Raw genomic sequence first — 24,827 nt, forward strand, 5'->3', positions numbered from 1 at the left:
TATCGCCGACGCCGAGTAATGCATGACGATTCATTCACGTTGACCAGAAATATGCCATGTAGCTGATGGTGAGACAGCAATTATCGCCGGCCGGGACGCCGGGCTTGACCTTGCCCCAGGGGCAACCTTCGACGATCGACGCATGAGCGAGATGCAGCAGAAGATCAGCGAGTTCTGCAACGCCACCGGTGTCCCGGGTTTCGTCGCCGGCGTCTACCACGCCGGCGAGACCGAGATCGCCGCCCACGGCGTCGCGAACGTGACCACCGGCGCCCAGATGCGACCGGACACCGCATTCCTGTTCGGCTCGATCACCAAGATCATGACCACGATGCTGGTCCTGGAGCAGGTGGGGCAGGGCCGTCTGGACCTGGACGCGCCCGTGGTGCGATACCTGCCGCAGTTCCAGCTCAACGAGCCCGGCGCCGCCGAGAAGATCCAAGTCCGCCACCTGCTCAACCACACCAGCGGGATCGACGCCGACCTGTACTTCCCGCGCCAGAACTACCTGGAGGGCCTGGCGACCCAGTGCGGCACGCTGTTCGAGCCCGGCCAGTACATCAGCTACTCCAACGGCGGCATGATCGTCGCCGGCCACCTCCTGGAGGCCGTCACCGGCGAGCCCTACATGGACCTCGTGCGCCGCGACATCTACGCGAAGCTGGGCATGCGGGGCGCGGCCGCGGACATCGCGATCGGCCACTTCCCCAACGAGGACGGATCTGCCCGCCCCACAAGCATGTTCAAACTCCCCGACACCTGGGCCGCCGCCGGCGCCACCCCGATGGGCACCGTCGAGGACCTCCTCACACTCGGCCGCTCCCACCTCCGCCAGGACAACCCGATGGCCAAGGTCACCCACGACATGGGCGTGCCCAACGTGCCACCGATCGGCATGGGCTGGCTCCTGGAGGACTTCGGCCCGGTCACCGTCCTGTCCATGTCCGGCGCCTCCCCCGGCGGCGTGGCGGTGCTGGCGGTAGCCCCGGAACTGGACCTGGTCTTCACCGCGTACGGCAACGACCCGAGGGCCTTCGCCCTGCACAACGACCTCCTGCCGTGGCTGCTGGGCCGGCACACGGAGGTACGGTTCCCCCAGCTCACCCCCGAACCGGTGAACAACCTGGCCCGCTACGCCGGCACCTACCGCTCCCAACAACTCCGAGTGGACGTCCGGGTCGTCGACGACCAACTCGAAGAGACCATCACCTACGAGCCCACGGACCCCGACCAAGAAGCCATTTTCAAAGCCTTCGCCGGGGGTACCGTCACCGCGCCCCCACAGCGATACGCCCCCATAGCCCAGGACCTCTTCGCCCCAGCCGGCCTGCCCCCGCACTCCCTGACCGGCCACAACCGCGTCTACCTGATCTCCTACCTGGGCGACAACAACGCCCACCCCACCCACCGCAGCGCCGGCGGCCGCATGTGCAGAAGGGTGGCCTGAGCGGGCTCGCGGTCAGTTCTCGAACCACGCGCCCCACTGCTGAGCCTGGGCCGCCTGCTCGCCGGTCGGCCTGGTCTCGTGCGTGGCGCCGGGCATCAGCTCCGCGTACGTGGCCTCGATCGCCGTCCGCAGCTCGGGCCAGACGTCCGTGCCGTCGAGCGCCTCGCGCAGCGGCATCCTCCGGCCGATGCACCGGACCGCGCCGCCAGGACCGCCCGGAAGTCCGTGGCCCACGCCCGCGAAGCACGAGCACGATGAAGCCGCCGGCCACGGCGGGCACGATCTCGGGGCCGGGGGTGTCCCAGGTGATCGCGAGCAGGCCCGCGTACAACACGGTCCCAGTGCGATCGCCGGCTCGCTACGGGCGGTGGAGCAGGTTCGGCGGGCGGGCCCGGCCGTCGCGCCGCTCGGTGTTGACGCGCTCCAGGTCCTCCGGGAAGTCGACCTCGACCGCGAAGCTGCCCGACACGTCCAGCGCCGCGAAACGGATGCTGTCGTGCTTGACGGCGAGCTCGATGCCGCGCTCGAAGTAGTCCTGTGGCCGGCACTCCTCGAGCCGCCGGACCAGGGTCGAGATGTGGTGGCGGGACACGTAGTTGATGCCGACCGCCTCGCCGAGACCGCCGGCGAGGCGCTTGGACAGCGCGGCGACGCAGCCGTCCTTGCCGAGCGTGTACTTCATCTCCTCCTCGCCGACGGACGCCGTGTTGACGCACAGGAACGACTGCTCGGCGTCGATCAGCGGCGCCGCCCGGTGCAGTACGTCGGCGTCGAACACCACGTCGCCGTTGAGCCAGAGCGCGCCGCTGGGTGCCGCCGCGCGCAGGCCCAGCAGGAGGCTCTTGGACGTGTTGGTTCGCTCGAACTGCTTGTTGTAGAGAAACACGAAGTCCGGGAACGCCGCCATGACCTGTTCTTTGCGGTACCCCACTACTGTCATGATCCGGGCGCGCCGGCCGAAGACGTGCCGGACGTTGGCCACCTGCTGCGCCATGATGCTGCGGCCGTCGGCGAGGCGGGTCAGCGGCTTCGGATCGGACCGTCCGAGCCGGGTTCCCATCCCGGCGGCGAGGATCACGACATGTAGTGGGCTCATCTAGTTGTCCTTCCGCAAATATCTCCGAACCCGACAATGCTCTCCCGGCCCGAAGCGGACAACCAGGGATGCTCGTGCTGAACTCGCCCCGAATCCGGCGAGCACGGCGGCCCGGTCGACGGCTCTCGCTCGACGTCCGACGGCGCCCGGCGGCGAACGGACGAACGCCATCGGGTGGCGCTGTCACCGAATCGGATAGCGTCGCCGGGCAGCGCTCGCCCCGACCGGCCGCGGCTGGTTGGGTGGCGGAAACCAGCCGAACGCGAGGGGCTCCCATGTCGATGCTGTTCATCACGGCCGGTCGGTTGGCCCGGCGCTACCTGCCGGAGCCCGCCCGGACCGGCCTGCAACAGGCAGCCCAGGCCGCCCGGCGCGGCCTGCCCGGCTCACGCGTGCAGTGGGGCAACATCAATACCCGCGCGCCGTTCAGCGAGTTCTGGGGCTGGGATCGGGGACTCCCGGTCGACCGCTACTACATCGAGCGGTTCATCGCCGCGAACCGGGGCCGGCTCAAAGGATCGGCTCTGGAGGTGCAGTCGGCCCAATACACCGGCGAGATCGACGCCGTCGAGCACACGACAGTGCTCGACATCGACGAGAGCAACACCCGCGCGACTCTGATCGCCGATCTCAACGAGCCGGAGTCGCTGCCGGCGGCCACCTTCGACTGCGTGGTGCTGACCCAGACGTTGCAGTACACGGACCCGGTGGCCGCCCTGCGCAACGTCGGGCGCAGCCTGAAGCCGGGCGGGCGGGCCGTCGTCACGGTGCCGTGCCTCAGCCGCGTCGACCCCGAGGCGCCGAGCGTCGACCTGTGGCGCTGGACGCCGGCCGGCCTGCGCCGGACCATCGAGTTGGCCGGCCTCCGCGGCACCGTGGCCGGCCACGGCAACTCGCTCGCCGCGGCGGCCTTCATGCTCGGCCTCTCCGCCGAGGATGTCGGCCGGCACCGCCTGGCGCTGGACGACGAGGCCTACCCGGTCATCGCCGGAGCTGTTATTGAGCCGGCCTGACCGGGCGCAGCCACGCGGCCGTCGCGCCGAGCCCCGACGCCAGTACCCCGAGCGCGATCACTCCGGCCCGCCCCAGGCGGCCGGTCGCGAGGTCGCGGAGGAAGGCGAGCGGCACCACCCGGCGGATGTAGGACATCTCCGCGCCGAGCACGCCCGTCTGGGACGTGTCCAGGCTGCCGCGCATGGCGACCTTGCCGGCGCCCTCGGAGAAGCAGCGGCGCAGGAAGAAACGCAGCGTCGCTCGCGACGGGGGCACCTCATGATCCACGATCGCGTCCGGGACGTACATCCAGCGGCCCCCGGTCCGGCGGGCGACGCGCACGCACAGGTCGGTGTCCTCGGGCTGGGAGCGGTTGCCGACCTTGCCGAAGTCGACGCGGAAGCCGTCGACGCTGCGGAAGGCCTCGACCCGCACGGCCATACTGCCCGCCCACACGTTGCGCACCGGCGTCGTCACGACCGGCATGCCGCGGTAGTGCGCCCCGACCACCCAGCCGAACTCCGCCGGAAACCACCAGGGCTGACGGCGCGGCCACCGCGGCCTGTAGCGGCCGCCGGTGCCGACGACGGCCGGATCATCCAGCGGGCCCATGAGCCGGGCCAGCCACGCGGGGTCCGCCACCTCGTCGTCGTCCAGGAAGGCGACGACCGGCGTGGTGACGGCCGCGACGGCGGCGTTGCGGGTGCTCGACGCGCCCCGCTGCGGGCCGGTGTTCTCGACGACGACCGCCTCCGGGAACTCCCCCCGCAGCGCCGCAGCCAGGTCGCCGTTGTGGTCGACGGCGACGACGACCTGCCGCGGCCGCAGCGTCTGCGTGCCGATCGAGCGGATGGCCGCGCAGATGCTCGCCCACCGGCGCTCGGTGTGGCAGGCGAGCGCGACGGTGACGTCGGGCGTATCCGCGACGGTAGATCCGCGGTCGGGCATGGATCTCAGCCTCTCTCCGGCGGCGGGAAGGAATGCCGCCGTAGCGTACTGACGGTTCCGGGGCCGCTGGGTGGCCCGGCGGCAACATCGCCCGATCGCGAACTCGCCGGACCCGGCCGGGCGAACCCGGATGGCTGAACCACCGCCCCGGCGCGCGCCGGCCGGCCGGTGGCATCGGTGCCAGACGATGATTCGCCGGCCGGAGAAGGCATTGCTTGTTCGCCGTTGCGGCCCGGCGGCGACGCGCGGCCCGCTACGGTTGGACGTGATGCGTCGGATGCTGGCCCTCGTCGGGATCGTGGTGGTGGGGTCGGCCGCGCTCGCCGTGGCCTCGCGCGACAGCCCGCCGAGCCCGCGGCACAGCGACCAGGCCGCCTCGGCCCGGGCGGCCCGGCCCAGCGCGTCCGCCACCGCCGCCGTAGCCGCGTCGAGCCCTCCAGGCAGTCCGGAGACCACGCCGTCCCCCCGGGTCAGGTACGTCGACTGCGCCGCCGGCAACGACCGTAGCGCCGGCACGCGCGAGGCGCCGCTGCGCACGGTCACCGCCGCCACGGCCGCACCGCTGCGCCCGGGCGACGCCGTCCTGCTCGCCCGCGGCTGCACCTGGGCGGGCCCCATCGCCGTGCGCGGCAACGGAACCGCGGCCGCGCCGATCGTCCTCGACGCCTACGGCACCGGGCCGGCCCCGGTGCTCCAGGCCGCCACGTCGGACACCGCCCGCAGCGGACTGTTGATGGCCGGCGACTACCAGGTCGCCCGCAACCTCCGGGTGACCGGCGCGGCCGGGGCCGGCATCACGATCGAGGGCCGGCGCGGCGCCGTCAGCGACGCCGAGGTCGACCACGTCGGCATCGGCGTGCTCATCCGGGGCGCCGGTGCCCGCGTGAGCCGGGTCAAGGCCCACGATCTGCAGATGGTCGTGAACACGGTGGGCGGCGACGACGACTACGGCGCGACCGGCTTCATCGTCCAGGCCGACGACGCGCAGATCGGCTGGAGCAGCTGCACCCGCTGCCGGGCGCCCAGCCACGACTACGGCCACGACGGCGGCTTCGCCGACATCTGGAATCACGGCGACGACCTGGTCATCCACCACGCCACCGGCGAAGAGACCGACGGTGTCCTCGAGATCGGCGGCGACTCGCGCACGGCCTCGGCCCGGCGCATCACGCTGCGCGACAACGACTTCCGGGCCGCGCACGGCGGCGTCGTGGTGCACGTCGGCAACCGCTTCGCGATTCCGGTCACCGACCTGGTCATCACCCGCACCACCATCACCAACACCCTGGCCTCCGACCCGCCGGTGCTCAGTGGCGACGTGCGCAACCTGCGCTTCGAGGGCAACACGGTGGCGACCCCGGCCGTCGTGAGCGCCTCCGGAGCGCCGGCCCGCCACAGCTGCAACCGCTACGCGGTCAGCGCGGCCGCGAACGTCGGCTTCTCGCTCGACGCCACGGAACGGGCCGGCCCGACCGTGCCGGCCGCCCTCACGACGTGCGGATGAGCTGCCAGATCGAGGTCTGGTCGGTGCGGTAGACGCGGCGCAGGCGCGGCGACTCGTCGAGCCGCCGGCGCAGGTCCTGATACGTCGCCGGCGGCATGATGCCGAAGAGCTCCAGGTAGTCCTGCTGGCTGTGGGTGAACACGAGGTACGGGTCACCGTCGACACCGTCGAGGAAGCGCAGGACGTTCTCGACGGACGGGTCCTTCTTGAACTCCTCCGACGACAGCAGGTTCGGATCGGTGTCGCTGCGCACCGGAAAGTCGACGTAGTTGCCGGTGACGCGGCTCGGCAGGCTGGGCGCGGCGAAGCACAGCCACTCCCCCGGCGTCGCGTGGTCGTAGAACCAGCGCACCGCCGCCACGTCCTCGCCCGTCACCCGGTTGATCTTCTCCTGGCCGTAGTACGCCAGCAGGAACGGCGCGACCAGGGCGCAGGCCAGCGTGGCCGCCACCACGGCCTGGACCCGCACACCGCGCAGCCGGCGCTCGCCGACGGTGACGAACAGCCAGGCGACCAGGAACGCCAGGTACGGCAAAGCGAACAGGTAGATGCGCAGCTGCCCCTCGCCGCCGTAGTTCTGCATGACCAGCATCGTGATCGGGGAGACGGCGACGAGCACGGGCGCCATGTCGATCCGTCCTCGCCGGACCCGCAGCAGGCCACCCGTCACACCGAGGGCGAACATCCCGAAGTACAGCAGGTAGACGGCCGCCGCGCGGACGTGAACGCCCGGCATGACGGGGTTGTCGTCGATGCCGGACGGCCCCGAGCGGTGCAACGGGTCGAAGTCGAAGAGCGAGAAGCCGTGATGGCTCAGGTACGGGTACCCGTACACGACCCACGCCGCCTCGATGGCCACCATCGATGCGAGCAGCCCCCACCGGATGCGCCCGCGGGCCGCGCCGATCGCCACGACCGTCAGCAGCGCGAAGATCGGTGACAGCTGATGGCTGGTGACGATGGCGACCCACAGCAGCAGGACCGTGGCCGTGCGGGCCGCGGTGCCCAGGTCGATGGCGGAGAACATGCCGTAGATGCCGGCCGGGTCGACGCCGGCGCGGCCCGCGATGAGGCGGCGGATGCGGGCGACGCCGAGGTCGGTCGCCGTCCGCCGCTCGGCCAGCGGCGTGGTCCGCAACAGGACACCCGTCAGCACGAGCGTCGCGGTGAACGCGTAGGCCTGCGGCGCGAAGTAGTCCTGGCCGACCCAGTTCGTGAGCACGAACAGCAGGACGGTCAGCCGGACGATGCGCAGGTCCTTGGTGAGGCCCTGCGCGACGAAGGACACGGCGGCGGCGAAGCACAGATTGAAGAACGGCGGCGACCACGTCGCCAGGTCGGCCACCGGGATGCCCGTGGCGTCGGAGATCCAGCCCGCCGCGGTGAAGAAGCCGGGCCAGTCGAAGTAGATGTCGGCCGCCCGCGGGAGGTCATGCCGCTCCAGGATCGTCTGTGTGACACCGATGTGCTTGTAGGTCCACGTGTAGCGCGGCCCGTCGTACAGCAGCGCCGGCGTCGCGTGCAGGACCGCGATGACGGCGATGGCGGCCGAGCCAGTGAGGGCACTGCGCGCGGGACAGGCGAGCGCGGTGGCACCGGCCACGACGATCAGCACGCCGAGCGCGGCGTACCACAGGCCCGGCAGGGCGGGTACCAGCCCGTAGCCGTTGATGCGGCCGAGGTCGGTATCGGGCAGCGCGACCAGCCACAGCGCGAGCCCGGCGGCGATGCCGAGCCAGCCGGCGGCCGTCCAGCCCGACAGGAGCCCTTTGTCCCGGACCAGGCGCCGCTGCTTGTACTCCAGCCGCCGCGGTTGCCCCGTCAGCGCGCCGATCGGCAGGTAGACGGTCGAGTCGTCGTCGAGTCTCACCACCGGGCGCCCGCCAGCCGGGGTACGAAGACGGGCATCGCCAGCAGTGCGCAGCAGGCGGCGGCGAAGGCGCCGGTGCAGACCGCCGGCCGCCAGACGCCGAGCGCGAGCGACACCTGCGACAGTGCGATGACGGCGGAGAGGCTGAAGGCGATGGTCGCCGCCGGCGAGCGGGCGAGCTGCCAGGCCCGCAGCACGGCGAAGAACGTCACGCCGGGCACCCAGCAGCAGAACACCAGCGTCACCGCGGCCCGCAGCGGTGCCGGCGCCGGCGCGAGCAGCCCGGCCGCGGCCAACGCGCTGCAGGTCATCGCGGCCGCACACAGGGCACGGGGCGCGCTCGTCATCGGCCCGCTCCGCCGCGGTACGGCACCGGGTGCTCGAGCGGAGCGTTCGAGGCCGGCCGCGGACCGACCAGGCGGGCGCGGCGGGCGATGCCCCAGACGGTCTGCTTGCCCAGCCGCCACATCCGCTCCGCGGCGGCGTAGCGGCGCTCGACCAGGCGCACCAGCCGGGCGCCGTCCAGGTGCTGCTGGGCGGCGAGTCGAGGCAGTGCGAAGCGGTGGTCGCGGTTCGTGGCCGGCAGGCCGATGACGGCGCACGCCGACTGGAAGCCGGCCGCGACCGCGGCCCGCCGGGCCCGCTGTCCCTGGTAGCCGTAGGGGTAGGCGACGGACGTGACCGGGGTGGCGAGCCGCTCCTCGAGCAGGACGCGGCTGCGGACCATGTCCTCGACACCGGCGGCCCAGCCGGCCAGGTCGAGCGGTACGTGGTCGTGGCCGTGGGAGCCGATCTCGACGCCGGTCGCGTGCACGTCGGCGAGCGCCGCCCAGCTGAGGATCGGGCGGTGCGCGTCCGGCGCGTCGAGCCAGGCCGCCGCCCGCCCGACGTAGGCCGTCGGCACGTAGAGCGTGGCCGCGGCCCGCCGCGCGTGCAGGACGGGCAGGGCGCGGTCGGCGAAGTCGGCGAACCCGTCGTCGAAGGTCAGCGCGACCAGCTTCGACGGCGGAACGCCGCGCGCCGCCAGGTGGTCCACCGCTTCCGTCACCGTCACCGTGCGCCAGCCCGCGTCGCGCAGGGCATCGACATGTTCGGCGAACCGGTCCGGGGTCACGGTGTATCGGCCGAAGCCGCCTCCCGTCGCCGGACCGATGCTGTGATACATCAGGATGGGAACACACGGCGGATGATGCATCGCGTCGTCAGACCTGCTTTCGCAGAGCTCGTGCCTTCGCGCGGCTGCGGAGGTAGCGGTACGGGCCGGTCAGCAGGCCGCGGCGGTTCGCGGCGGTCAGCGGGCGCGGGACGGTGTCGCCGCCGGCTCCCAGGCTGCGGGCGTCGCGGCCGGCGAGGTCGCGCAGTGCGGAAGGCACCAGCCGGGCCAGCTGGACGATCCGGCCCGGCCGGTCGAGCAGCAGGCTCGTGTAGTAGGCGGTCAGACCGGTTCCGTAGCCACGCATCACCGTCTCCAGCGCGGCCATCGTCCGGTGGTGCGAGTGCCAGACCAGCGCCGAGGGCTGATAGACGATCGTGCCGCCGGCGAGCAGGATGCGCGTCAGCATCTGGGTGTCCTCGGCGCCGCAGGCGGGCGTGCCCGCGCCGAGCGCGACGTCGAAGGCCTCGGGCCCGGCGAAGCACGAGCGGCGGATCGCCATGTTGCCGCCGGCGCCGAAGGGCGGCAATGGGTACAGCGGGCTCTGCTGCGCGGCGGTCTCGGGCGAGAAGACGGCCGGCCGGAAACCCCGCCCCTTGCTGTGCCCGCCGAGCCGCTCGAACAGGTCCTGCGGATAGGTGTCGAGCTCGGCCGGCACGATGACGCCGGTGACCACATCGGCCTGCGGATGGCGCCAGAATCCGCGGGCGATCTCGGCCAGCCAGTGCTCGTCCGGAAGTTCGTCGTCGTCGAGGAACGCCACGACGTCCTCGCCGGCCGCGCGGATGCCGCAGTTGCGGGCCCACGACAGTCCCGGACGGCGTTCCATGATGTAGGTGAGGCGCTCGTCGGCGAGCGCAGCGACGCACGCCCGGGTGAGGTCGTCGGTCGGGGCGTTGTCCACGACGATGACCCGGAAGCGGGGGTACTGCTGGCCCAGCAGCGCCCGCAGCGATCGGGCGAGCGTGGCGGGCCGGTTCCGCGTCGCCACGACGACGGCGATCGAAGGCGCGCCGAGCAGTGCCTCCTCGCGCTCGGCCAGGTGGCGGGGTACTTGCGGGACGACGACACCCTCCGTCGGGACTCCTGCGAGCGTGCCGCCCGCAGCCTCGACGCGATCACGGATCAGCCCGCCGAACGCCGCGTCCGCCGCCGCCGCGATCCGCTCCGCGGCCAGGACGTCGCCGGAGATGGGCAGTTCGAGATGGCCGAGGGGCTCGCCGAACACGCGGATGAGGACCCAGGCCCGGTCGCGGCGCACGCCTTGGCCGTCGACGGCCGGGATGTCGGCGATGCCCGCGGCGACATCGATGTCCACGACTGCACCCGGCCGGTAGCCGGCCTCGGGCGGCGTGGTGACGGGCTGCTCGCGCTGGAGGGTGAGGCTCACCGGCCCGCCACCTTGCCGCCGACGACCTCGACGTCCGCGGCGGCTCGGCCCGCTTGGCCGTCGCTCGGGCCGCTCTGGCCGGGCACGGTCACATCGGGTGTCCGGCCGGAGCGCTCGACCGCGCCGCGGCGCTGGGGCCACTCGTGCGCGATCGTGCGCAGCACGCGCAGGCCGTCGGTCGCGGCGTTGAGGTTGCTGGCCCCGTGGATCCGGCGATGCTCGAAGCTGGGCACCTCGGACACTCGCAGTTGCGCGCGGGCCGCCCGGAGGTTGAGCATCGTCTCGATCTCGAAGCCGTCGCCCCACAGCTTGCGGCCGTCGGCCCGCGCCGCGGTCGTCGCGTCGAGCCGGAAGATCGGCAGGCAGTCGGCCCAGAAGGCGTTGTACCCGTAGCAGAGGTCCGTGAACGACGTGCCGAACAGCACGTTGACCAGCTGGTTGAGGCAGCGGTTGCCGAAGCGGCGGAGCCGGGTGATGTCGCTGCTGCCGGCCCCCGGGGCGAAGCGAGAACCCTTCGCGAAGTCGGCCCCGGCCCGCAGGGCGGCGGTGAACCTCGGGATCTCGCCCGGATCGGTGGAGCCGTCAGCGTCGATCATCACGATGATGTCCCCGGTCGCGGCGGCGAACCCGCACGCCAGCGCGTTGCCTTTCCCGCGCCGGGTCTGCTGGACGATCCGGATGCTCGGGCACAGCCGCCGGGCGACCTCCACCGTGTCGTCCGTCGATCCGCCGTCGACGAGAACGACCTCGTCGACGGGCGGCATGTCGGTCAGCACATGCGGAAGATTCTTCGCTTCATTGAGCGCCGGAATCACGACGGTCACGGTCGGGTGCCGACGCGCCGACTGCCGTTCGACGGGCCGCTCCATCTGGTGTGACCGTCGCCGCAAGCCTCGTCGCATTAACCGTGCTCCTATCGCATTGATTCGCCGGCGAGAATGCCGAGAGCCATTGAAATGGCGTGGATTCGTGGTGCTCGCCGTCATTGTTAACAGCCGGTTCGGGGCGGCGAAAGCCAGATCCGCCGAAAATCTCCGGCTCACCGCATTCCCCGTCTTGCGGGTTCGTCCTATCGGCCGCCGGCTTCCGCCGGGTGTCGGGCCGGCCCTGCTGATCAGACGTCGGACTCCGAGGCCTGCGGCGCGGCGCCGCCGAGACGGGCGTAAAGGTCAGGCATAATTGCCGTTCGATGGGCGAGTGTGCATGCGGACATCCACGATCGGCGCATGATCATTACCGCGCCGGCAGCGACTGCGCGGCCTGCGAGTGCGCTCGATTCCGGCCGCGCCGGGGCATCCTGAGCCTCTGGCGGCGGGCCGTGGACCGGCTCAGGCGGCCGACCGGCTGATCCGAGGTGCCCGGCCACCCTGCCACCACGCGACCGTCTCGCGGAGCGCGTCGACCAGTACGGTGGGCGCCAGGTCCGGGAAGAGCCGGCGGAGCAAGGCGTTGTCGCCGCGCGAGTGGTGCACGTCGCCGGCCCGGGACGGCCGGTGGCTGCGCGGCAACGGCCGCCGCAGTACCTGCTCCAGGTGGTCGACCAGCTCCAGCACGCTGGTCGCCGACCCCAGCGCCAGGTTGACCGGCGTCGGGTGACTGACTCGCCGGAGCACCGCGTCGCCGACCAGCGCCGCCACCGTGGAGACCGGAACGAAGTCGCGCGTCTGCCGGCCGTCGCCGAGGATCTGCAGTGGCCGGCCGGCCAGTGCGGCGTCGACGAAGGCCGGCACCACCGCGGCGTAGGCGTCGCCCGGGCGCTGGAGCGGGCCGAAGACGTTGAAGAACCGCAGCGCGAGCGTGGCCATGCCGAAGGAGCGTTGCCAGCTGGTGACATACGCCTCGGCCGCCAGTTTGCTCGTCGCATACGGCGAGACCGGCGCCAGCGGGGCGGACTCGCCGGTCGTGCCGGCGCAGCCGTCGCCGTAGACGGCCGCCGACGAGGCCAGCACGACGTGCGCGTCGACGGCCCGCGCCGCCTCGAGGACGTGCAGCGTGCCGGTGACGTTCACGTCGTGGGTCCGGGCCGGCATCTGCAGCGAGAGCGGCACGGAGGCGACCGCCGCGAGATGCACGACGGCGTCCGCGCCGGCCGCCGCGGTCTTGACCGCCCCGGCGTCGGTCACACAGCCGCGCCGCAGGTCCACGGGCAGGTTCCCGAGGTTCGCCTCCCGGCCGGTCGACAGGTCGTCGAAGACCACCACCTCGGCCCCTCGTTCGAGCAGCTCCCGGCAGACGTGTGTGCCGATGAAGCCCGCTCCACCGGTGACCAGTACTTTCACTCAGCTTCCTCTCGAACACCCGTTCGCGGTTGGACCGCCCAGCCCCCAAGAGTCAGGGAATCGCGGATCGACGCAAACACCCATTGGGGGGAACTTTTCGCGACCCCGCCGCCTTCTGCCGAAACGGTGGAGCCGTTCCGGGAAATTCGCCGACGACGTTCTCTTTCGGGGTAGTCCGAATGTCGCTGCGGAAGGTCCGCCCGGTGCCGCCGATTTCCTTGACGACGCCGCCACGGCCGTCGATAGAGTTGGTCCAATGATTGCGTGGGCTCAATGCCCACGCATTTTTCTCGCCGGATCATCGAAAGGCTCTTCACCGTCCAATGTTGACCAAGGAGTCCGGGACGATTGCGGAAGCCCGTCCGGTCGTTCCCGCGCCGTCGCGCCGGTGGCCGCGCATTCCCCACCGGGACGTCGTACTGAGTTCGGGCGCCCTGTTCGGATCGACAGCCGTCACGTCGGTCCTCGGCTTCGCCTACTGGTCGCTGCTCGCGCGGGCGGCGCCACCCGAGGCCGTCGGCGTGGCCTCGGCCCTCGTGTCCGCGCTCACCCTGCTCGGGACGATCGGCATGTTCGGGTTCGGCACGATGCTCATCGGCGAGCTCGCCGCCGAACCGCGCCGGGCCGCCGATCTGATCCCGGCCAGCCTGCTCGTGTCGAGTGCGCTGTCCTGCCTGCTGGCGCTGGTGTTCGTGGGCGGCAGCCGGCTGGTGAGCCCCGAGCTCGGCGGGGCGCTGGGCTCGTGGCTCACCGTCACGCTCTTCACCGCCGGCGTCGTGCTCAGCGCGATCGGCTTCGTCTTCGACCAGGCCTCCGTCGGCCTCGGTATCGCACAGGTCCAGCTGTGGCGCAACACCTGGTTCTCCTTGGCCAAGATCCTGTTCATCCCGCTCGTCGCCGTCGTCGGCGGCTTCGACTGGGTCATCGTCGCCACCTGGGTCGCCGGTATGGCCGTGTCGATGGTGCTGATCGCACCGGGCCTGCACCGCCGCGGACTGCTGGCCATGCGCCGCCCGCGCCGCTCGGCGCTGTCCGGCCTGGGTTGGGTGACCGTGCACCACAACACCCTCAACCTGTCGCTGTCGATACCCCGGATGGCCGTGCCCGTCGTCGTCGGAGGGTTCCTGCCGAGCGCCGTCACCGCCGCCTTCTACGCCGCGTGGATGATCGCCAGCTTCCTGTACGCCATCCCGACGCACCTGGCCACGACCCTGTTCGCGGTCGCCGCCGGAGACCGCGCCAGCCTGGCCCGCAAGGCTCGCCTGACCCTGGGCGCCAGCGCCGCCATCGGCGTCGTGGTGGTCGCGCCGGTCGTCGTCTTCGGGCATCAGCTCATGCGGCTGTTCGGGGCCCACTACGCCGTCGCCGGCACCGGCTGCCTGGTCGTGCTCGCCCTGGCCTACCCCACCCAGGTGGTGAAGCAGCACTACGCCGCCGTCCTGCGCGTCGAGGGCCGGGTCAGCCGGGCCGGGCTGGTCTGCAGTGTCGCCGCCGTCGCCGAGCTCGTCGCCGTCACCGCCGGCGCCGTCGTCGGCGGCCCGACGCAGATCGCGCTGCTCCAGGGCGCTGTTCTGCTCGTCGAGGCGGTCGTCATGACACCGGTGCTGGTCCGCGCGGTGCGCCGGGGCGGTGGTGCGCGCGCCGCCCTGCTCGACCGGCTGACGACCTCGCTGCTGCCTCGCCTCGGCCGGCTGCACCGGGTCCGCACGGCGGTGCGCCTCGCGCAGCTGCCCGCCCGGGTCGCGGTCGGGCTGCTCGCCCGGCATTGGCCTCGCGACCCGCGGACCATCGTGTTCGGGGCGCCTCTGGGCCGCTTCGGCGACAACCCGGCCTATCTCTTCCTGGCGGCGCAGGAGCACTTCGCGGGGCACCGAACCGTGTGGATCACACCGTCACGCGCGGTCCGGGACCGGCTGCGCGAGGCCGGATACCGCGCGGAGCTGCGCTGGTCCCGCCGGGGCATCGCGATGTGCCTGCGAGCCGGCGCGTACGTGTACAGCAGCTACCCCAACGACATCAACCGCTGGCTCTACGACGGCGCCCTGACCTTCAATCTGTGGCACGGCATACCGTTCAAGCGGATCGAGCGCGACATCACGTCCGTCGCCACCCGGCGGCGCGGCGTGGCGGCCCGGCTCGAGCACTACGCCTACGCCGATGAGCACCACGTCCCGGATCTGCTGCTGTCCACCTCGGCAACCGTGTCCGAGCGGTGCTTCACCTCCGCGTTCGCGATCCCCCGCGACCGCTGCGTGGCCGCCGGCTATCCGCGCACCGACCACTTCCGGGCACCGCCGGACCCGGGTGGCATGCTGCCGCTGCTGTCCGACCGCGCGCTGTGGCGACGGCTGTCCGGCGCCCCGCTGGTCGTGGGCTACTTCCCGACGTGGCGCGACAACCACGGCGACTTCCTGCGGGAGGGGACGGGGCTCTCGCTACGCCGCCTGGCCGAGGTCGTCGCCGGGCGCGGCGGCACCCTGCTGTTCAAGCCGCACGGCAACACCCTCAACGCGCCGGCGGCGGCGGAGCTGCACACCGCCGGCATCGCGACCCTCGAGCCGGCGGACGACATCAACGCATTCCTGCCGCTGTGTCACGTCCTGATCACCGACTACAGCTCGGTCGCCTTCGACTTCATGCTGCTGGAGCGGCCGATCGTGTATTACGTGCCCGACCTGGACGAGTACCTGGCGTCGCGCGGCTCGTACTTCTCACCGGCCGAGGCCATGCCGGGCCGGCTGGTCAACGAGCCCGCCGACCTGTATCGGGCGATCGCCGAAATCGACCTTGACGCGCCGCCGGACCGCCGGATGCCGCAGGTCCGCAGCATGCTGTGGGCGGACAATGTGTCGGGCGCGTCGGCGAGGATCGCCGAGCATCTCAAGGCGGCGTTGGCCGGTCGGCACCGGCCGTAGGACCGGCGCGCTGGCCTGCGCGGTGGCACGATTGGGGCAATGCGGATCGACTTGAGTGGGCTGACGGCGCTGGCCACCGGGGCTACGCGTGGGATCGGGGCGGCTATCGCGGCCGGGCTGGCACAGGCTGGGGCGCGGGTGGCGGTCAACGGGCGCAGCGAGGAGTCCGTCCGGGCGGCCATCGGGGACCGGGACCTCATCGCCGCGCCCGGGGACGTGGCCACCGAGGAGGGGGCCCGGCAGGTGCTGGAGCGCCTGCCCGACGTCGACATCCTCATCAACAACCTCGGGATCTTCGGCAGCCGGGAGCCGCTCGAGATCACCGACGGCGAGTGGCGGCAGTACTTCGAGACCAATGTGCTCGCCGGGGTGCGGCTCACCCGGGCCTACCTGCCGGGGATGATGTCGCGGGGCTGGGGGCGGGTGCAGTACATCGCCAGTGACTCCGCCGTCGTCATCCCGGCCGAGATGATTCACTACGGGGTTTCGAAAACGGCGCTGCTTGGGGTTTCCCGTGGTTTCGCCAAGACCGCGGCCGGCAGCGGGGTGACCGTCAACTCGGTGATCGCGGGGCCGACGCACACCGGCGGGGTGGAGGAGTTCGTCTACCAACTGGTCGACCGGAGCCTGCCCTGGGACGAGGCGCAGCGCGAGTTCATGCGCACCCACCGGCCGCAGTCGCTGCTGCAGCGGCTGATCGAGCCGGAGGAGATCGCGAACATGGTGGTGTACCTGAGCTCGCCGCTCGCCTCGGCCACCACCGGCGGTGCGGTGCGGGTGGACGGCGGCTACGTCGACGCGATTCTCCCCTGAACGGTTAAACACGAAGTGTTACGAACCTGAGGGCGGCTCCGATACACACGGCATGGACGCCAACCTGCCTCCCCTGCGGGCTGTGATCTACCTGCGCGCGATGACGTTCTTCGACCAGTGTGCCGCCCACGCCGACCAGCACGGCTACGACACCGTAGACACCGTGCACGACCCCGACGGTGTGCTGCTGCAAGAGCTGATGAACCGGGCCATGGGTGGCGAGCTCGACGTCATCGTGACCTGGGACTACGCGAGCCTCCCCCACAACACAGTGCCCAGAGTCGAGCTTGTAGAGCAGAGCCGCCAAGCCCGCTGAGGAAGACGCACCGGTAGATGGGTTCTGACCTCAGCCCCACGCGGCCCGAGCGGGCGGCGCAGATCGGGAGGGGGTGCGGGTGGAGGCGAAGCCCTCCCCCGCCTTTGAGAAACACTGCCCTTTCCCGGAAACATTTCGAAAGGACGGTGTGGGGTGTACGGTGCCGATCACAAGGCAACCGGCACGTACGCCCGCCGATCGTTTTCGAAACTTCTGGGTGAGGTCATGACGGCAAACGGCAGGCCCACGATGGCTGAGATCGCGCGTGAGGCGCGGGTGGCGGTCTCGACTGTTTCGAAAGTCCTCAATGGACACACGGATGTTTCGGTGAAGACCCGGCAGGTCGTGGAGCGGCTGCTGGCCGAGCGGGGCTACCAGCGGCCGCGGGCGGCGCGCAGTGGGCGGCGGCGGCGCACCGAGCTGGTCGATCTGGTCATCAACGAGCTCGACAGCGTGTGGGGGCTGTCGATCCTGACCGGCGTCGAGGAGGTCGTGGAAGAGGCGGGGCTCGGACTCGTCGTGTCCGCGGTACACAATCGGCAGTCCCTGACCCGCAGGTGGGTCGAGTCGTTGCTGGCCCGCGGGTCCGAGGGGGCCATCCTGGTGCTCAGTGAACTGGCCGAGCGCCAGCACGACGACCTGCGCCGGCGCAATCTGCCGTTCGTCATCGTCGACGCGGTGAATCAGCCGCCGCCGGGCATACCGTCGATCGGGGCGACCAACTTCGCGGGCGGCTACGCGGCGGCCGAGCACCTGGCCGCGCTCGGGCATCGGCGCATCGCCGCGATCGGCGGGTTCGAGCAGTTCCAGTGCACCCGGGCGCGGATCGCCGGGTATCGCGCGGCCCTCGAATCGGCCGGGCTGCCGGTCGATCGGGAGCTGGTGCAGTACGGCAACTTCCGGCACGACGGCGGGTTGCGCGCGGCCGAGTCGCTGCTGGCGCTGCCCGACCCGCCGACCGCGGTGTTCGCGGGCAGCGATCAGCAGGCGACCGGGGTCTACGAAGCGGTCCGCCGGGCCGGTCTGACGATTCCCGGTGATGTGAGTGTCGTCGGCTTCGACGACCTCAACTTCGCCGAGTGGACCGCTCCCCCGCTGACCACCGTCCGCCAGCCGCTGCACGAGATGGGCGTCGCCGCCGCGCGCACACTGTTGCGAATCGTTCACGGAGAGCGGATCGAATCGCCACGCATTGAATTGGCAACGGAGCTGATTGTGCGCGAAAGCACGGCCGCGCCTGTCAGAATCTAGTCGTTCAGCGTTTCTTCAGCTTCCTTCTGCGACCTTGAGCGACTCGACTAAGGTCGCACGGGGGAGGAATGCATGGCGGTGAAAGCGCCGCGACGCGCTGTGTTACTGGTCGCCGCGCTCGCGCTGGTGATCTGGTCGGCCGTCCACCTGCGCGCGGTCGGTGCATCGTGGTCGCAGGCCTGGGGCATGATCGCCCATCTCGGCTGGCGCTGGCCGCTGCTGCTGGGCGTCGTCTGGCTGCTGGGCCTCGTGGTGCACACGGCCGTGTTGACCGCTTCCCTGCCGGGGCTCAGCCACCGCCGCGCGTTGACGCTCAACCTGTCCGGCAGTGCCGTGTCGAACGTCCTGCCGCTGGGCGGGGTCGCCGGCACCGCCCTCAACCTGGGCATGGTGCGCGGCTGGGGGCACACGGGCCTGGAGTTCGCCCGCTTCGTCGTCGTCTCCAAGGCGGCGGACCTCATCGCCAAGCTTTTCATGCCATTGGTGACATTGGGGGTACTCGCTGTGGCCGACCTGACCCCAGGCGGTCACACGCTGCTGTGGCTCCTGTGCGCCGTCGCCTGCTTCGTGTCGGGCGTCCTCGTCACCGCCGCCATGCTCGGCCGGGCCGCTCCGCTCCTGCACGTGGTCGCCTGGTCCGAACGTGTATGGGTGCGCATCCGGCCGAAGGCGGAGCCCGGCTGGACGGCCGCGACGACCGCGCTGCTGGACGGCACCGACAGCCTGGTCCGGCGCCGGTGGCGGGAGCTGAGCTGGGGCATGATTGGCTACTGGGTGCTCCAGGGTGCCCTCTTGTGGCTCAGTTTCGTTGCTATTCATGTGTACCTCCCGTGGCCGATCATCCTCGCCGGCCTGGTCGCTGAGCGCCTCCTGACCCTCGCCGCCATCACCCCCGGCGGCGCGGGTGTCGTCGAGGCGGGCACCATCGCGGTCCTCATCGCCCTGGGCGCCGATCCCACCGGTGCGCTGGCGGGCGTCCTGCTGTACCGCGCGTTCGTCTTCGCCGCCGAAATCCCCGTCGGTGCCATGGCCACTGCCCTGTGGCTGCTCTTCAGGAGACCCCCCGCCCAATGCGCATAGCCCACGTCACCGACGTCTACCTGCCCCGCCTGGGTGGCGTCGAGCTCCAGGTGCACGACCTGGCCACCCGGCAGCACGCCGGGAAGCACGAGACGATGGTCCTGACGACCACGGCCCCCTCCTGGCCGGACGCCGCGACCGACGGCATACCGGTGGTGCGCGTCTCCGGTTTCGGCGCGGGGCCGTATCGCAAGCTCGGCGGCCCCGCGCTCGGCGACCTGCTGCGGTATCACCGCATCGACGCCGTGCACGCCCACGTCTCCGCGTTCTCGCCCCTGGCCTGGACCGCGGCCCGGGCCTCGGCCTCCACCGGCCTGCCGACGGTCGTGTCCGTGCACTCGATGTGGCACGACATCCTGCCGCTGGTCCGCCGCTTCGCCCGCTGGCAGGACGCCGCGAGCTGGCCCGTGCAGTGGGCGGCCGTGTCGAGCGCGGCCGCGGCGGCGGTGGAGACGGCCCTCGACGGCACCCCGGTCTCCGTGCTCCCCAACGGCATCGACCCGGCCGCCTGGCTGCTGCCCCGCACCGCCTCGACGGTGCCGACGTTCATCAGCGTCATGCGGATGGTCCGCCGCAAGCGCCCGAAGGCGCTGCTGCGCACGCTGTTGGCGCTGCGGGAGCAGTACCCGGGCCGGTTCCGGGCCGTGCTCGTCGGCGCCGGCCCGCTGCTGGCCGGGCTGCAGCGCTCGGCCACCCCGGAGATCACGTTCACCGGGGCCCTCGACCGGACCGCGATCCGGGCGCTGCTGGCGTCCGCGGACGTCTACATCGCCCCGGCCCCGCGCGAGTCGTTCGGGATCGCCGCGCTGGAGGCCCGCAGTGCCGGCCTGCCGGTCGTGGCCCGGGCCGGCAGCGGCGTGGCCGACTTCATCCGGCACGGCGTCGAGGGCTGGCTCGTGCGGTCCGACGACGAGCTTCTGACAACCCTCGCATCGGTACTGGACGACCCGTCCCGAGCCGCGAGTGTCGCCTCGCACAACCGTGCGGTCGCGCCGTGCGTGCGGTGGGAGACGGTGCTGGACGCGGCGGACGCCCTGTACGCCCGCGCCTTCGCGCATGCTTGAGTCACTGCTGGGTCATGCTCCGTCCACGCTCGTCGCCTTCCACGCGCACCCCGACGACGAGACCCTGCTGACCGGCGGCACCCTGGCCCGGGCGGCCGCCGAGGGCCACCGCGTCGTCCTCGTCACCGCCACGCTCGGTGAGTCCGGACTCGCCGACGGTGCGTCCGACCTCGGCTCCCGGCGCCACGCGGAGTTACTGGCCGCCGCCGAAGCGCTCGGCTGTGCCCGGGTGGAGACGCTCGGTTACGCCGACTCGGGCCTGAACGCGACCGGCGGCTTCTCCTCGGTACCGGTGGCGGAGGCGGCGACCCGCCTGGCCGCGATTCTCCGCGCGGAGCGGGCCGACGTCCTGACCGGCTACGACGCCAACGGTGGCTACGGCCACCCGGACCATCTCCAGGTCCACCGGGTGGCCCGGGCCGCGGCCGAGCTCACCGGCACACCCCTGCTGGAGGCGACCGTCGACCGTTCGCGGCTGCGCGCGGTCCTCGCCGTGCTGCGCCTGGCCGGCCGCCTGCTGCCGTCGCTGCCGTTCGGCGACCCGACCCGGGTGTTCACCGCCCGCCGCGACATCACCCACGTGGTGGACGTGCGGCCGTTCGCCGCGCAGAAACGGGCCGCCATGCGCGCACACGCCTCCCAGGCCGAGGGCGGCTCCGGCGTGCGCACCCTGGCCCTGCTGTCTCACCTGCCGGGCCCGCTGTTCCGGGCCGTCTGCGGTCGCGAGTGGTTCGTCGAGCCGCCGGGCACCGGGAAGCGCGCGACGACCGTCCAGCCGTCGTCGGACGCCCCGTAGCTCAGGCGGCCGCCGATCGCCCGCACGTCCTCGGCCAGGCTGCTCAGCCCGAACCCGCCCGCATCCGGGCCGGCCGGGCGGCGGTGCGCCGGTGCGGCCTTCGACGTGCTGGTCAGCCGCAGGGTCGCGGTCGACTCGTCCGGCACCAGCTCGGCGGTGAGCCGGGCGCCCGGTCCGTCGTGGCGCAATGCGTTGGTCGCCGCCTCCCCGACCAGCCGATACGCCACTGCGCGAGCGGCCGGTGGCAGCGTGTCCAGGCCTTCGACCGGTTCGGCGTCCAGGCCGGCCTCACGCAGGGCGGCGAGGCGGGCGTCCAGCGTCACGGAGGCGTCGCGCTGGGACTCCTCCGCCAGGGCCAGGCGCACTTCGGCGAGGGCGGTGCGGCCTGCACGCAGTACCAATGCCAAACGCTCTTCGTCTTTGGCAGTCAACTGCGCCGTCGTACGCAGCGCCTCTCCCTGCACGAGCATCACCGTCATGGTGTGGGCCAGGCTGTCGTGCAGGCGGCGGGCCAGCCGTTCCCGGGAGTCGGCGGCGGCGGCGGCCTGATCGGCCAGGTGCCGCTCGAGGCGTAGCTGCGCGATCACCGCCCGTTCCCGCAGGAGCTGCCCGCGCTCGGCCCCCGCGAGCCAGGTGACGGTCAGCGCCACGGCGGCCAGCAGGCCGCCCTCGACCGGTCCGTGCCGGATCGCGCCGGTCACCGTGACCAGGACGACGGCACCGCCGCACAGGCCCCACCGCACCCACGGCGATCGATGGGTGGCGGCACCGAAGACGGCGAGGGCGACCGGCAGGTACCCGACCGCCCGAGCCATGCCCAGCAGCGAATGCGCGGCTGTCGCAAGAGCAATGGCACCCAGTGCGATGCCGGGGTACCGCCGCCGGATGAGCAGCGGCACGAGCTGCCCGACCGCCAGGGGCATCGAGATCGCCGTCCCCGAGAACGCGAAGAGCACGGCCACCAGCGCGTAGAGCGCGGTGTCCAGGGCCGGCCGCCAGTGCCTGCGCACTCGCACCTCCGCATACGATCGGGTGGTGATCCGGCTGGCGATCGTCGACGACCAGGCCCTGGTGCGGGAGGGGCTGAGCCTGATCCTCGGCAGCGAACCGGACATCGACGTGACCGCCGAGTTCAGCGACGGGGCGGCGCTGCTGGCGGCCGCCCCCGTAGACGCCGACGTCATTCTGCTGGACCTGTACCTGCCCGGCGCCGACGGGGTCGCGGTCCTGCGCGAGCTGCGGACCAGGCACTACACCGGCCGGGTCCTGATGCTCACCACGGTCGGCAGCGCGGCCGACGTGCAGCGGGCGCTCGCGGCCGGCGCGGACGGCTTCGTCCTGAAGGACGCCACCGGCGCCGAACTGGCCGCCGCCGTCCGCGGCACGCACGCCGGGCTGCGCCCCCTGAGCGCCTCCGCCGCCGAACTGCTCTGGCCCCGCGAATCGGCCCCGCCGACCGGCCCGGACCTGCGAGCGCTCACCACCCGGGAGCGCGACGTCCTGCGCCTGCTGGGCGAGGGCCTGAGCAACCGCGAGATCGCCCGGACCCTGGCCGTGGCCGAGCGCACGGTCAAAACGCACGTCAGCAATGTCCTGGCCAAGCTGGACGTGGCCAGCCGCACCCAGGCCGCGCTGCTCGCCCGCGGCTTGCCGGACCCGGACTAAGGTACGAACCCGGCTGCGTCCTTGGGCCGTTCCGCGCGCCTCGGTCGCCCTGGAAGGCTGCCCCGGTGCGGATCTTCAGGCGACGCGGCTTCGTCATCACGCTCGCGGTCATCGTGCTGGGCGGGCTGGCGCTGTACCTGGGCAACAGTTCCACCCTCGCCGGGCCCGAACCCGGGCAGCGGCCGTTCCTGCTCGCCCACCGCGGCCTGGCCCAGACGTTCGACCTGACCGGCGTCACCGCCGACACGTGCACCGCGACCCGGATCCACCCGCCGCAGGTCCGGTACCTGGAGAACACGCTCCCGTCGCTGCGGGCCGCGTTCGCCGCCGGCGCCGACGCCGCCGAGATCGACGTGCAGCTCACCAAGGACGGCCAGCTCGCCGTCTTCCACGACGCCACCTTGGACTGCCGCACCGACGGCACCGGCACCATAGCCGAACACACCCTCGATGAGCTGCGCAAACTCGACGTCGGCTACGGCTACACCGCGGACGGCGGGGCGACCTACCCGCTGCGCGGCCACGGCGTCGGCCTGCTCCCCACCGTCCCCGAGGTGTTCGCCGCCCTGCCCGGCCGCGAACTGAAACTGGACCTCAAACACGACGCCGCCGCCGAGGGCGAGGCGGTGGTCGCGTTCCTGCGGACCCTGCCCCCGGACCGCCTCAAGACCGTCACGGTGACCGGCGGTGACAAGGCGGTAGCGGCCGTAGCCGACCGCCTACCCACGGTCCGCACGTCGTCGAAGGCCATCATCAAACGGTGCCTGCTCCGGTACTTCGGCGAAGGCTGGACCGGCCACGTCCCCGAAGCCTGCCGCCACCGCGAACTCATCATCCCGGCCCAGTACGGCCAGTGGCTCTGGGGCTGGCCCAACCGCTTCGTGTCCCGAATGCGCGCCGCCGACACCCGCGTGGTGATCGTCCGCTACGTCGGCGGCTGGTCCGCGGGCTACGACACCCCCGCCGACGCCGCCACCTTGCCGGACGACTGGACCGGCGCCGTGTGGACCAACCGCGTCGACGTCATCGCCCCGCTCCTGCGCTGAATCCGAACCGCCTCACCAGGGGACGACGCTCCTGGATCTGGCCTGGGTTCCGGTTGGTTCATACAAGCGCTCTATTTTTCGAACCCAAGCACACGAACGAGTTTCAGTGCTCTACAGTGAGCGAGTCTCGCGTTCACTGGAGGGTCGTTGCGTACAGCCAGGCGATTGGGTGTTTCTCCTGCCCTGCGATGCTCGTCGGACGTCAATTGCCCGGATATTTTTGAATTGTCGGATGGACGCATCGCCGTCATCGGGGCGGCCGCCGACGAAACCGTTCGGGCGCAATTGCCGGCCGACGCGTCGATCGGCCCGAACGAGACGCTCGTCGTACTGGATCGCAATACATTCCTGGACGCGAAGCCGGACATCGCGTTGCTGGCTTAGGACGTCGGCTCCCGGAACACCTCCTCGGCCAGGCGGAAAAACGCGGCCTCCGGACCGTTTTCGGCGATCGCCATGAGACGTTTGGTCTTGGTCGCGGACCAGTACTCGCGAAAAGCGGGGCTGGTGAAGAAGTACCGGAGCTGGGCACGGGCGTCTTCGCTGTCATAACGGCCCGCGCGGATGTTCAACCAGACGCCCTCGAGGATCAGCGTGCAATACATCTGCGTGCCCCGCAGATCCTCGGATACATTGATATCGCCGGACGGCCAGACCGAGGCCAGTCGTGGATGACGGATGCCGATCTCCAGCAAGTTGAGATGAAACATCGACAGGCCGACCTCGGCGTTGCAGCGAAGGTGCTCCTCGACCCGGGTGAGCGCGGTGCGCTGCCGGCGCAGGTCCTCCTGCTGGGTGCGGAGATCCTCGCGCTGCGCCAGCACCGTGAACACCAGCAGCGCGAAGCCCGCCGTCGACGCCACCGCGGCCCAGATGCCGAATGCCTGACCGACGTCCGCCCACGCGTGAAGGGTCGACGGCGCGACAACCTGAATGACCACACCGGCCAACGCCGTGCCGACGCACAGCATGGACGCCGAAATCGACGCAATGACAACCCATCGGCGCGTGCGCTGGGAGTCCGCCGACCGATCGTCGCGATAGAGCGGTGCCGACACGGAGACCTCCCGACGCGCTCCCCGACGGAGGCGGGTGTCGTTGCCTAATACTCCAGCCCGGGTTCGAGATGTAGATGGCTGGCGATGGGCCGGTTGGGTGTGGTGCTGGTCGGCGCGGCGGCGGGCATGGTGACGGCCGCCGC

The 24,827-nt window shown here is 71.7% G+C and carries 24 protein-coding genes; 13 read left to right on the plus strand and 11 right to left on the minus strand.

What is annotated here, in order from left to right:
• Positions 1-142: 142 nt before the first annotated feature.
• A complete protein-coding gene (locus tag ACIA8L_RS51350; RefSeq protein ID WP_395916823.1) occupies positions 143-1,447 on the plus strand; it encodes a serine hydrolase domain-containing protein in 1,305 nt (434 codons plus the stop codon).
• 12 nt (positions 1,448-1,459) lie between these two features.
• On the opposite strand, the gene ACIA8L_RS51355 is transcribed toward ACIA8L_RS51350, so the two are convergent.
• Positions 1,460-1,624: a hypothetical protein gene (locus ACIA8L_RS51355; RefSeq protein ID WP_395916824.1), complete on the minus strand. Its 165-nt coding sequence runs from the start codon at positions 1,622-1,624 to the stop codon at positions 1,460-1,462.
• 181 nt (positions 1,625-1,805) lie between these two features.
• On the minus strand, positions 1,806-2,543 hold the full coding sequence (locus tag ACIA8L_RS51360; protein ID WP_395916825.1) for an NTP transferase domain-containing protein: 738 nt from the start codon (positions 2,541-2,543) through the stop codon (positions 1,806-1,808).
• A gap of 275 nt (positions 2,544-2,818) precedes the next feature.
• Between ACIA8L_RS51360 and ACIA8L_RS51365 the strand changes: the two genes are divergently transcribed.
• A complete protein-coding gene (locus ACIA8L_RS51365; protein WP_395916826.1) occupies positions 2,819-3,556 on the plus strand; it encodes a methyltransferase domain-containing protein in 738 nt (245 codons plus the stop codon).
• Here the strand turns inward: ACIA8L_RS51365 and ACIA8L_RS51370 are convergent.
• Entirely contained in the window at positions 3,540-4,484 is a 945-nt protein-coding gene (locus ACIA8L_RS51370; RefSeq protein WP_395916827.1) for a glycosyltransferase family 2 protein, read from the minus strand. The genes ACIA8L_RS51365 and ACIA8L_RS51370 overlap by 17 nt on opposite strands.
• A 268-nt stretch (positions 4,485-4,752) precedes the next feature.
• On the opposite strand from ACIA8L_RS51370, the gene ACIA8L_RS51375 reads away from it, so the two are divergent.
• On the plus strand, positions 4,753-5,988 hold the full coding sequence (locus ACIA8L_RS51375) for a hypothetical protein (protein ID WP_395916829.1): 1,236 nt from the start codon (positions 4,753-4,755) through the stop codon (positions 5,986-5,988).
• Here the strand turns inward: ACIA8L_RS51375 and ACIA8L_RS51380 are convergent.
• From ACIA8L_RS51380 to ACIA8L_RS51405, 6 genes are all read right to left on the minus strand, one after another.
• The gene (locus tag ACIA8L_RS51380; RefSeq protein ID WP_395916831.1) at positions 5,972-7,861 is read right to left on the minus strand and encodes a hypothetical protein; all 1,890 of its coding nucleotides are present in this window, start codon (positions 7,859-7,861) and stop codon (positions 5,972-5,974) included. The two genes, ACIA8L_RS51375 and ACIA8L_RS51380, sit on opposite strands and share 17 nt — an antisense overlap.
• Positions 7,855-8,205 (minus strand): hypothetical protein, encoded by a 351-nt coding sequence (locus ACIA8L_RS51385; RefSeq protein ID WP_395916832.1) that lies wholly within the window; start codon positions 8,203-8,205, stop codon positions 7,855-7,857. The genes ACIA8L_RS51380 and ACIA8L_RS51385 overlap by 7 nt, the downstream gene beginning before the upstream one ends.
• The gene (locus ACIA8L_RS51390) at positions 8,202-8,972 is read right to left on the minus strand and encodes a polysaccharide deacetylase family protein (protein ID WP_395916834.1); all 771 of its coding nucleotides are present in this window, start codon (positions 8,970-8,972) and stop codon (positions 8,202-8,204) included. Before ACIA8L_RS51390 ends, ACIA8L_RS51385 begins: the two co-directional genes overlap by 4 nt.
• A gap of 88 nt (positions 8,973-9,060) precedes the next feature.
• Positions 9,061-10,401, minus strand: a complete 1,341-nt coding sequence (locus tag ACIA8L_RS51395) for a glycosyltransferase family 2 protein (RefSeq protein ID WP_395916836.1) — start codon at positions 10,399-10,401, stop codon at positions 9,061-9,063.
• Positions 10,398-11,270, minus strand: coding sequence for a glycosyltransferase family 2 protein (locus ACIA8L_RS51400; protein WP_395916838.1), 873 nt, complete (start codon positions 11,268-11,270; stop codon positions 10,398-10,400). Before ACIA8L_RS51400 ends, ACIA8L_RS51395 begins: the two co-directional genes overlap by 4 nt.
• 459 nt (positions 11,271-11,729) lie before the next feature.
• Positions 11,730-12,680, minus strand: a complete 951-nt coding sequence (locus ACIA8L_RS51405) for an NAD-dependent epimerase/dehydratase family protein (protein ID WP_395916840.1) — start codon at positions 12,678-12,680, stop codon at positions 11,730-11,732.
• A gap of 326 nt (positions 12,681-13,006) precedes the next feature.
• Between ACIA8L_RS51405 and ACIA8L_RS51410 the strand changes: the two genes are divergently transcribed.
• The 7 genes from ACIA8L_RS51410 to ACIA8L_RS51440 all read left to right on the plus strand — a co-directional run bounded on the left by ACIA8L_RS51410 (position 13,007) and on the right by ACIA8L_RS51440 (position 20,915).
• Positions 13,007-15,595: a CDP-glycerol glycerophosphotransferase family protein gene (locus ACIA8L_RS51410; RefSeq protein WP_395916845.1), complete on the plus strand. Its 2,589-nt coding sequence runs from the start codon at positions 13,007-13,009 to the stop codon at positions 15,593-15,595.
• Positions 15,596-15,634: 39 nt separating this feature from the next.
• The gene (locus ACIA8L_RS51415; protein ID WP_395916847.1) at positions 15,635-16,408 is read left to right on the plus strand and encodes an SDR family NAD(P)-dependent oxidoreductase; all 774 of its coding nucleotides are present in this window, start codon (positions 15,635-15,637) and stop codon (positions 16,406-16,408) included.
• A gap of 82 nt (positions 16,409-16,490) precedes the next feature.
• Complete coding sequence (locus ACIA8L_RS51420) at positions 16,491-16,724, plus strand: hypothetical protein (protein WP_395916848.1); 234 nt, start codon at positions 16,491-16,493, stop codon at positions 16,722-16,724.
• Positions 16,725-16,973: 249 nt separating this feature from the next.
• Positions 16,974-17,975, plus strand: coding sequence for a LacI family DNA-binding transcriptional regulator (locus tag ACIA8L_RS51425; RefSeq protein ID WP_395916850.1), 1,002 nt, complete (start codon positions 16,974-16,976; stop codon positions 17,973-17,975).
• 72 nt (positions 17,976-18,047) lie between these two features.
• On the plus strand, positions 18,048-19,055 hold the full coding sequence (locus ACIA8L_RS51430; protein WP_395916852.1) for a YbhN family protein: 1,008 nt from the start codon (positions 18,048-18,050) through the stop codon (positions 19,053-19,055).
• On the plus strand, positions 19,046-20,119 hold the full coding sequence (locus ACIA8L_RS51435) for a glycosyltransferase (protein ID WP_395916854.1): 1,074 nt from the start codon (positions 19,046-19,048) through the stop codon (positions 20,117-20,119). Before ACIA8L_RS51430 ends, ACIA8L_RS51435 begins: the two co-directional genes overlap by 10 nt.
• On the plus strand, positions 20,112-20,915 hold the full coding sequence (locus ACIA8L_RS51440) for a PIG-L family deacetylase (RefSeq protein ID WP_395916856.1): 804 nt from the start codon (positions 20,112-20,114) through the stop codon (positions 20,913-20,915). The genes ACIA8L_RS51435 and ACIA8L_RS51440 overlap by 8 nt, the downstream gene beginning before the upstream one ends.
• Here the strand turns inward: ACIA8L_RS51440 and ACIA8L_RS51445 are convergent.
• A complete protein-coding gene (locus ACIA8L_RS51445; protein ID WP_395916858.1) occupies positions 20,804-21,925 on the minus strand; it encodes a sensor histidine kinase in 1,122 nt (373 codons plus the stop codon). The genes ACIA8L_RS51440 and ACIA8L_RS51445 overlap by 112 nt on opposite strands.
• 25 nt (positions 21,926-21,950) lie before the next feature.
• Between ACIA8L_RS51445 and ACIA8L_RS51450 the strand changes: the two genes are divergently transcribed.
• The 3 genes from ACIA8L_RS51450 to ACIA8L_RS51460 all read left to right on the plus strand — a co-directional run bounded on the left by ACIA8L_RS51450 (position 21,951) and on the right by ACIA8L_RS51460 (position 24,010).
• Complete coding sequence (locus tag ACIA8L_RS51450; RefSeq protein WP_395916860.1) at positions 21,951-22,580, plus strand: response regulator; 630 nt, start codon at positions 21,951-21,953, stop codon at positions 22,578-22,580.
• 65 nt (positions 22,581-22,645) lie between these two features.
• Complete coding sequence (locus tag ACIA8L_RS51455) at positions 22,646-23,626, plus strand: glycerophosphodiester phosphodiesterase family protein (RefSeq protein ID WP_395916861.1); 981 nt, start codon at positions 22,646-22,648, stop codon at positions 23,624-23,626.
• Between the two features lie 165 nt (positions 23,627-23,791).
• Positions 23,792-24,010, plus strand: coding sequence for a hypothetical protein (locus tag ACIA8L_RS51460; RefSeq protein ID WP_395916863.1), 219 nt, complete (start codon positions 23,792-23,794; stop codon positions 24,008-24,010).
• On the opposite strand, the gene ACIA8L_RS51465 is transcribed toward ACIA8L_RS51460, so the two are convergent.
• Positions 24,007-24,684: a DUF6082 family protein gene (locus tag ACIA8L_RS51465; RefSeq protein ID WP_395916864.1), complete on the minus strand. Its 678-nt coding sequence runs from the start codon at positions 24,682-24,684 to the stop codon at positions 24,007-24,009. The genes ACIA8L_RS51460 and ACIA8L_RS51465 overlap by 4 nt on opposite strands.
• Between the last annotated feature and the right edge of the window lie 143 nt (positions 24,685-24,827).

It is taken from the genome of Dactylosporangium sp. NPDC051541 (genome assembly GCF_044454505.1).
GTDB lineage: Bacteria > Actinomycetota > Actinomycetes > Mycobacteriales > Micromonosporaceae > Dactylosporangium.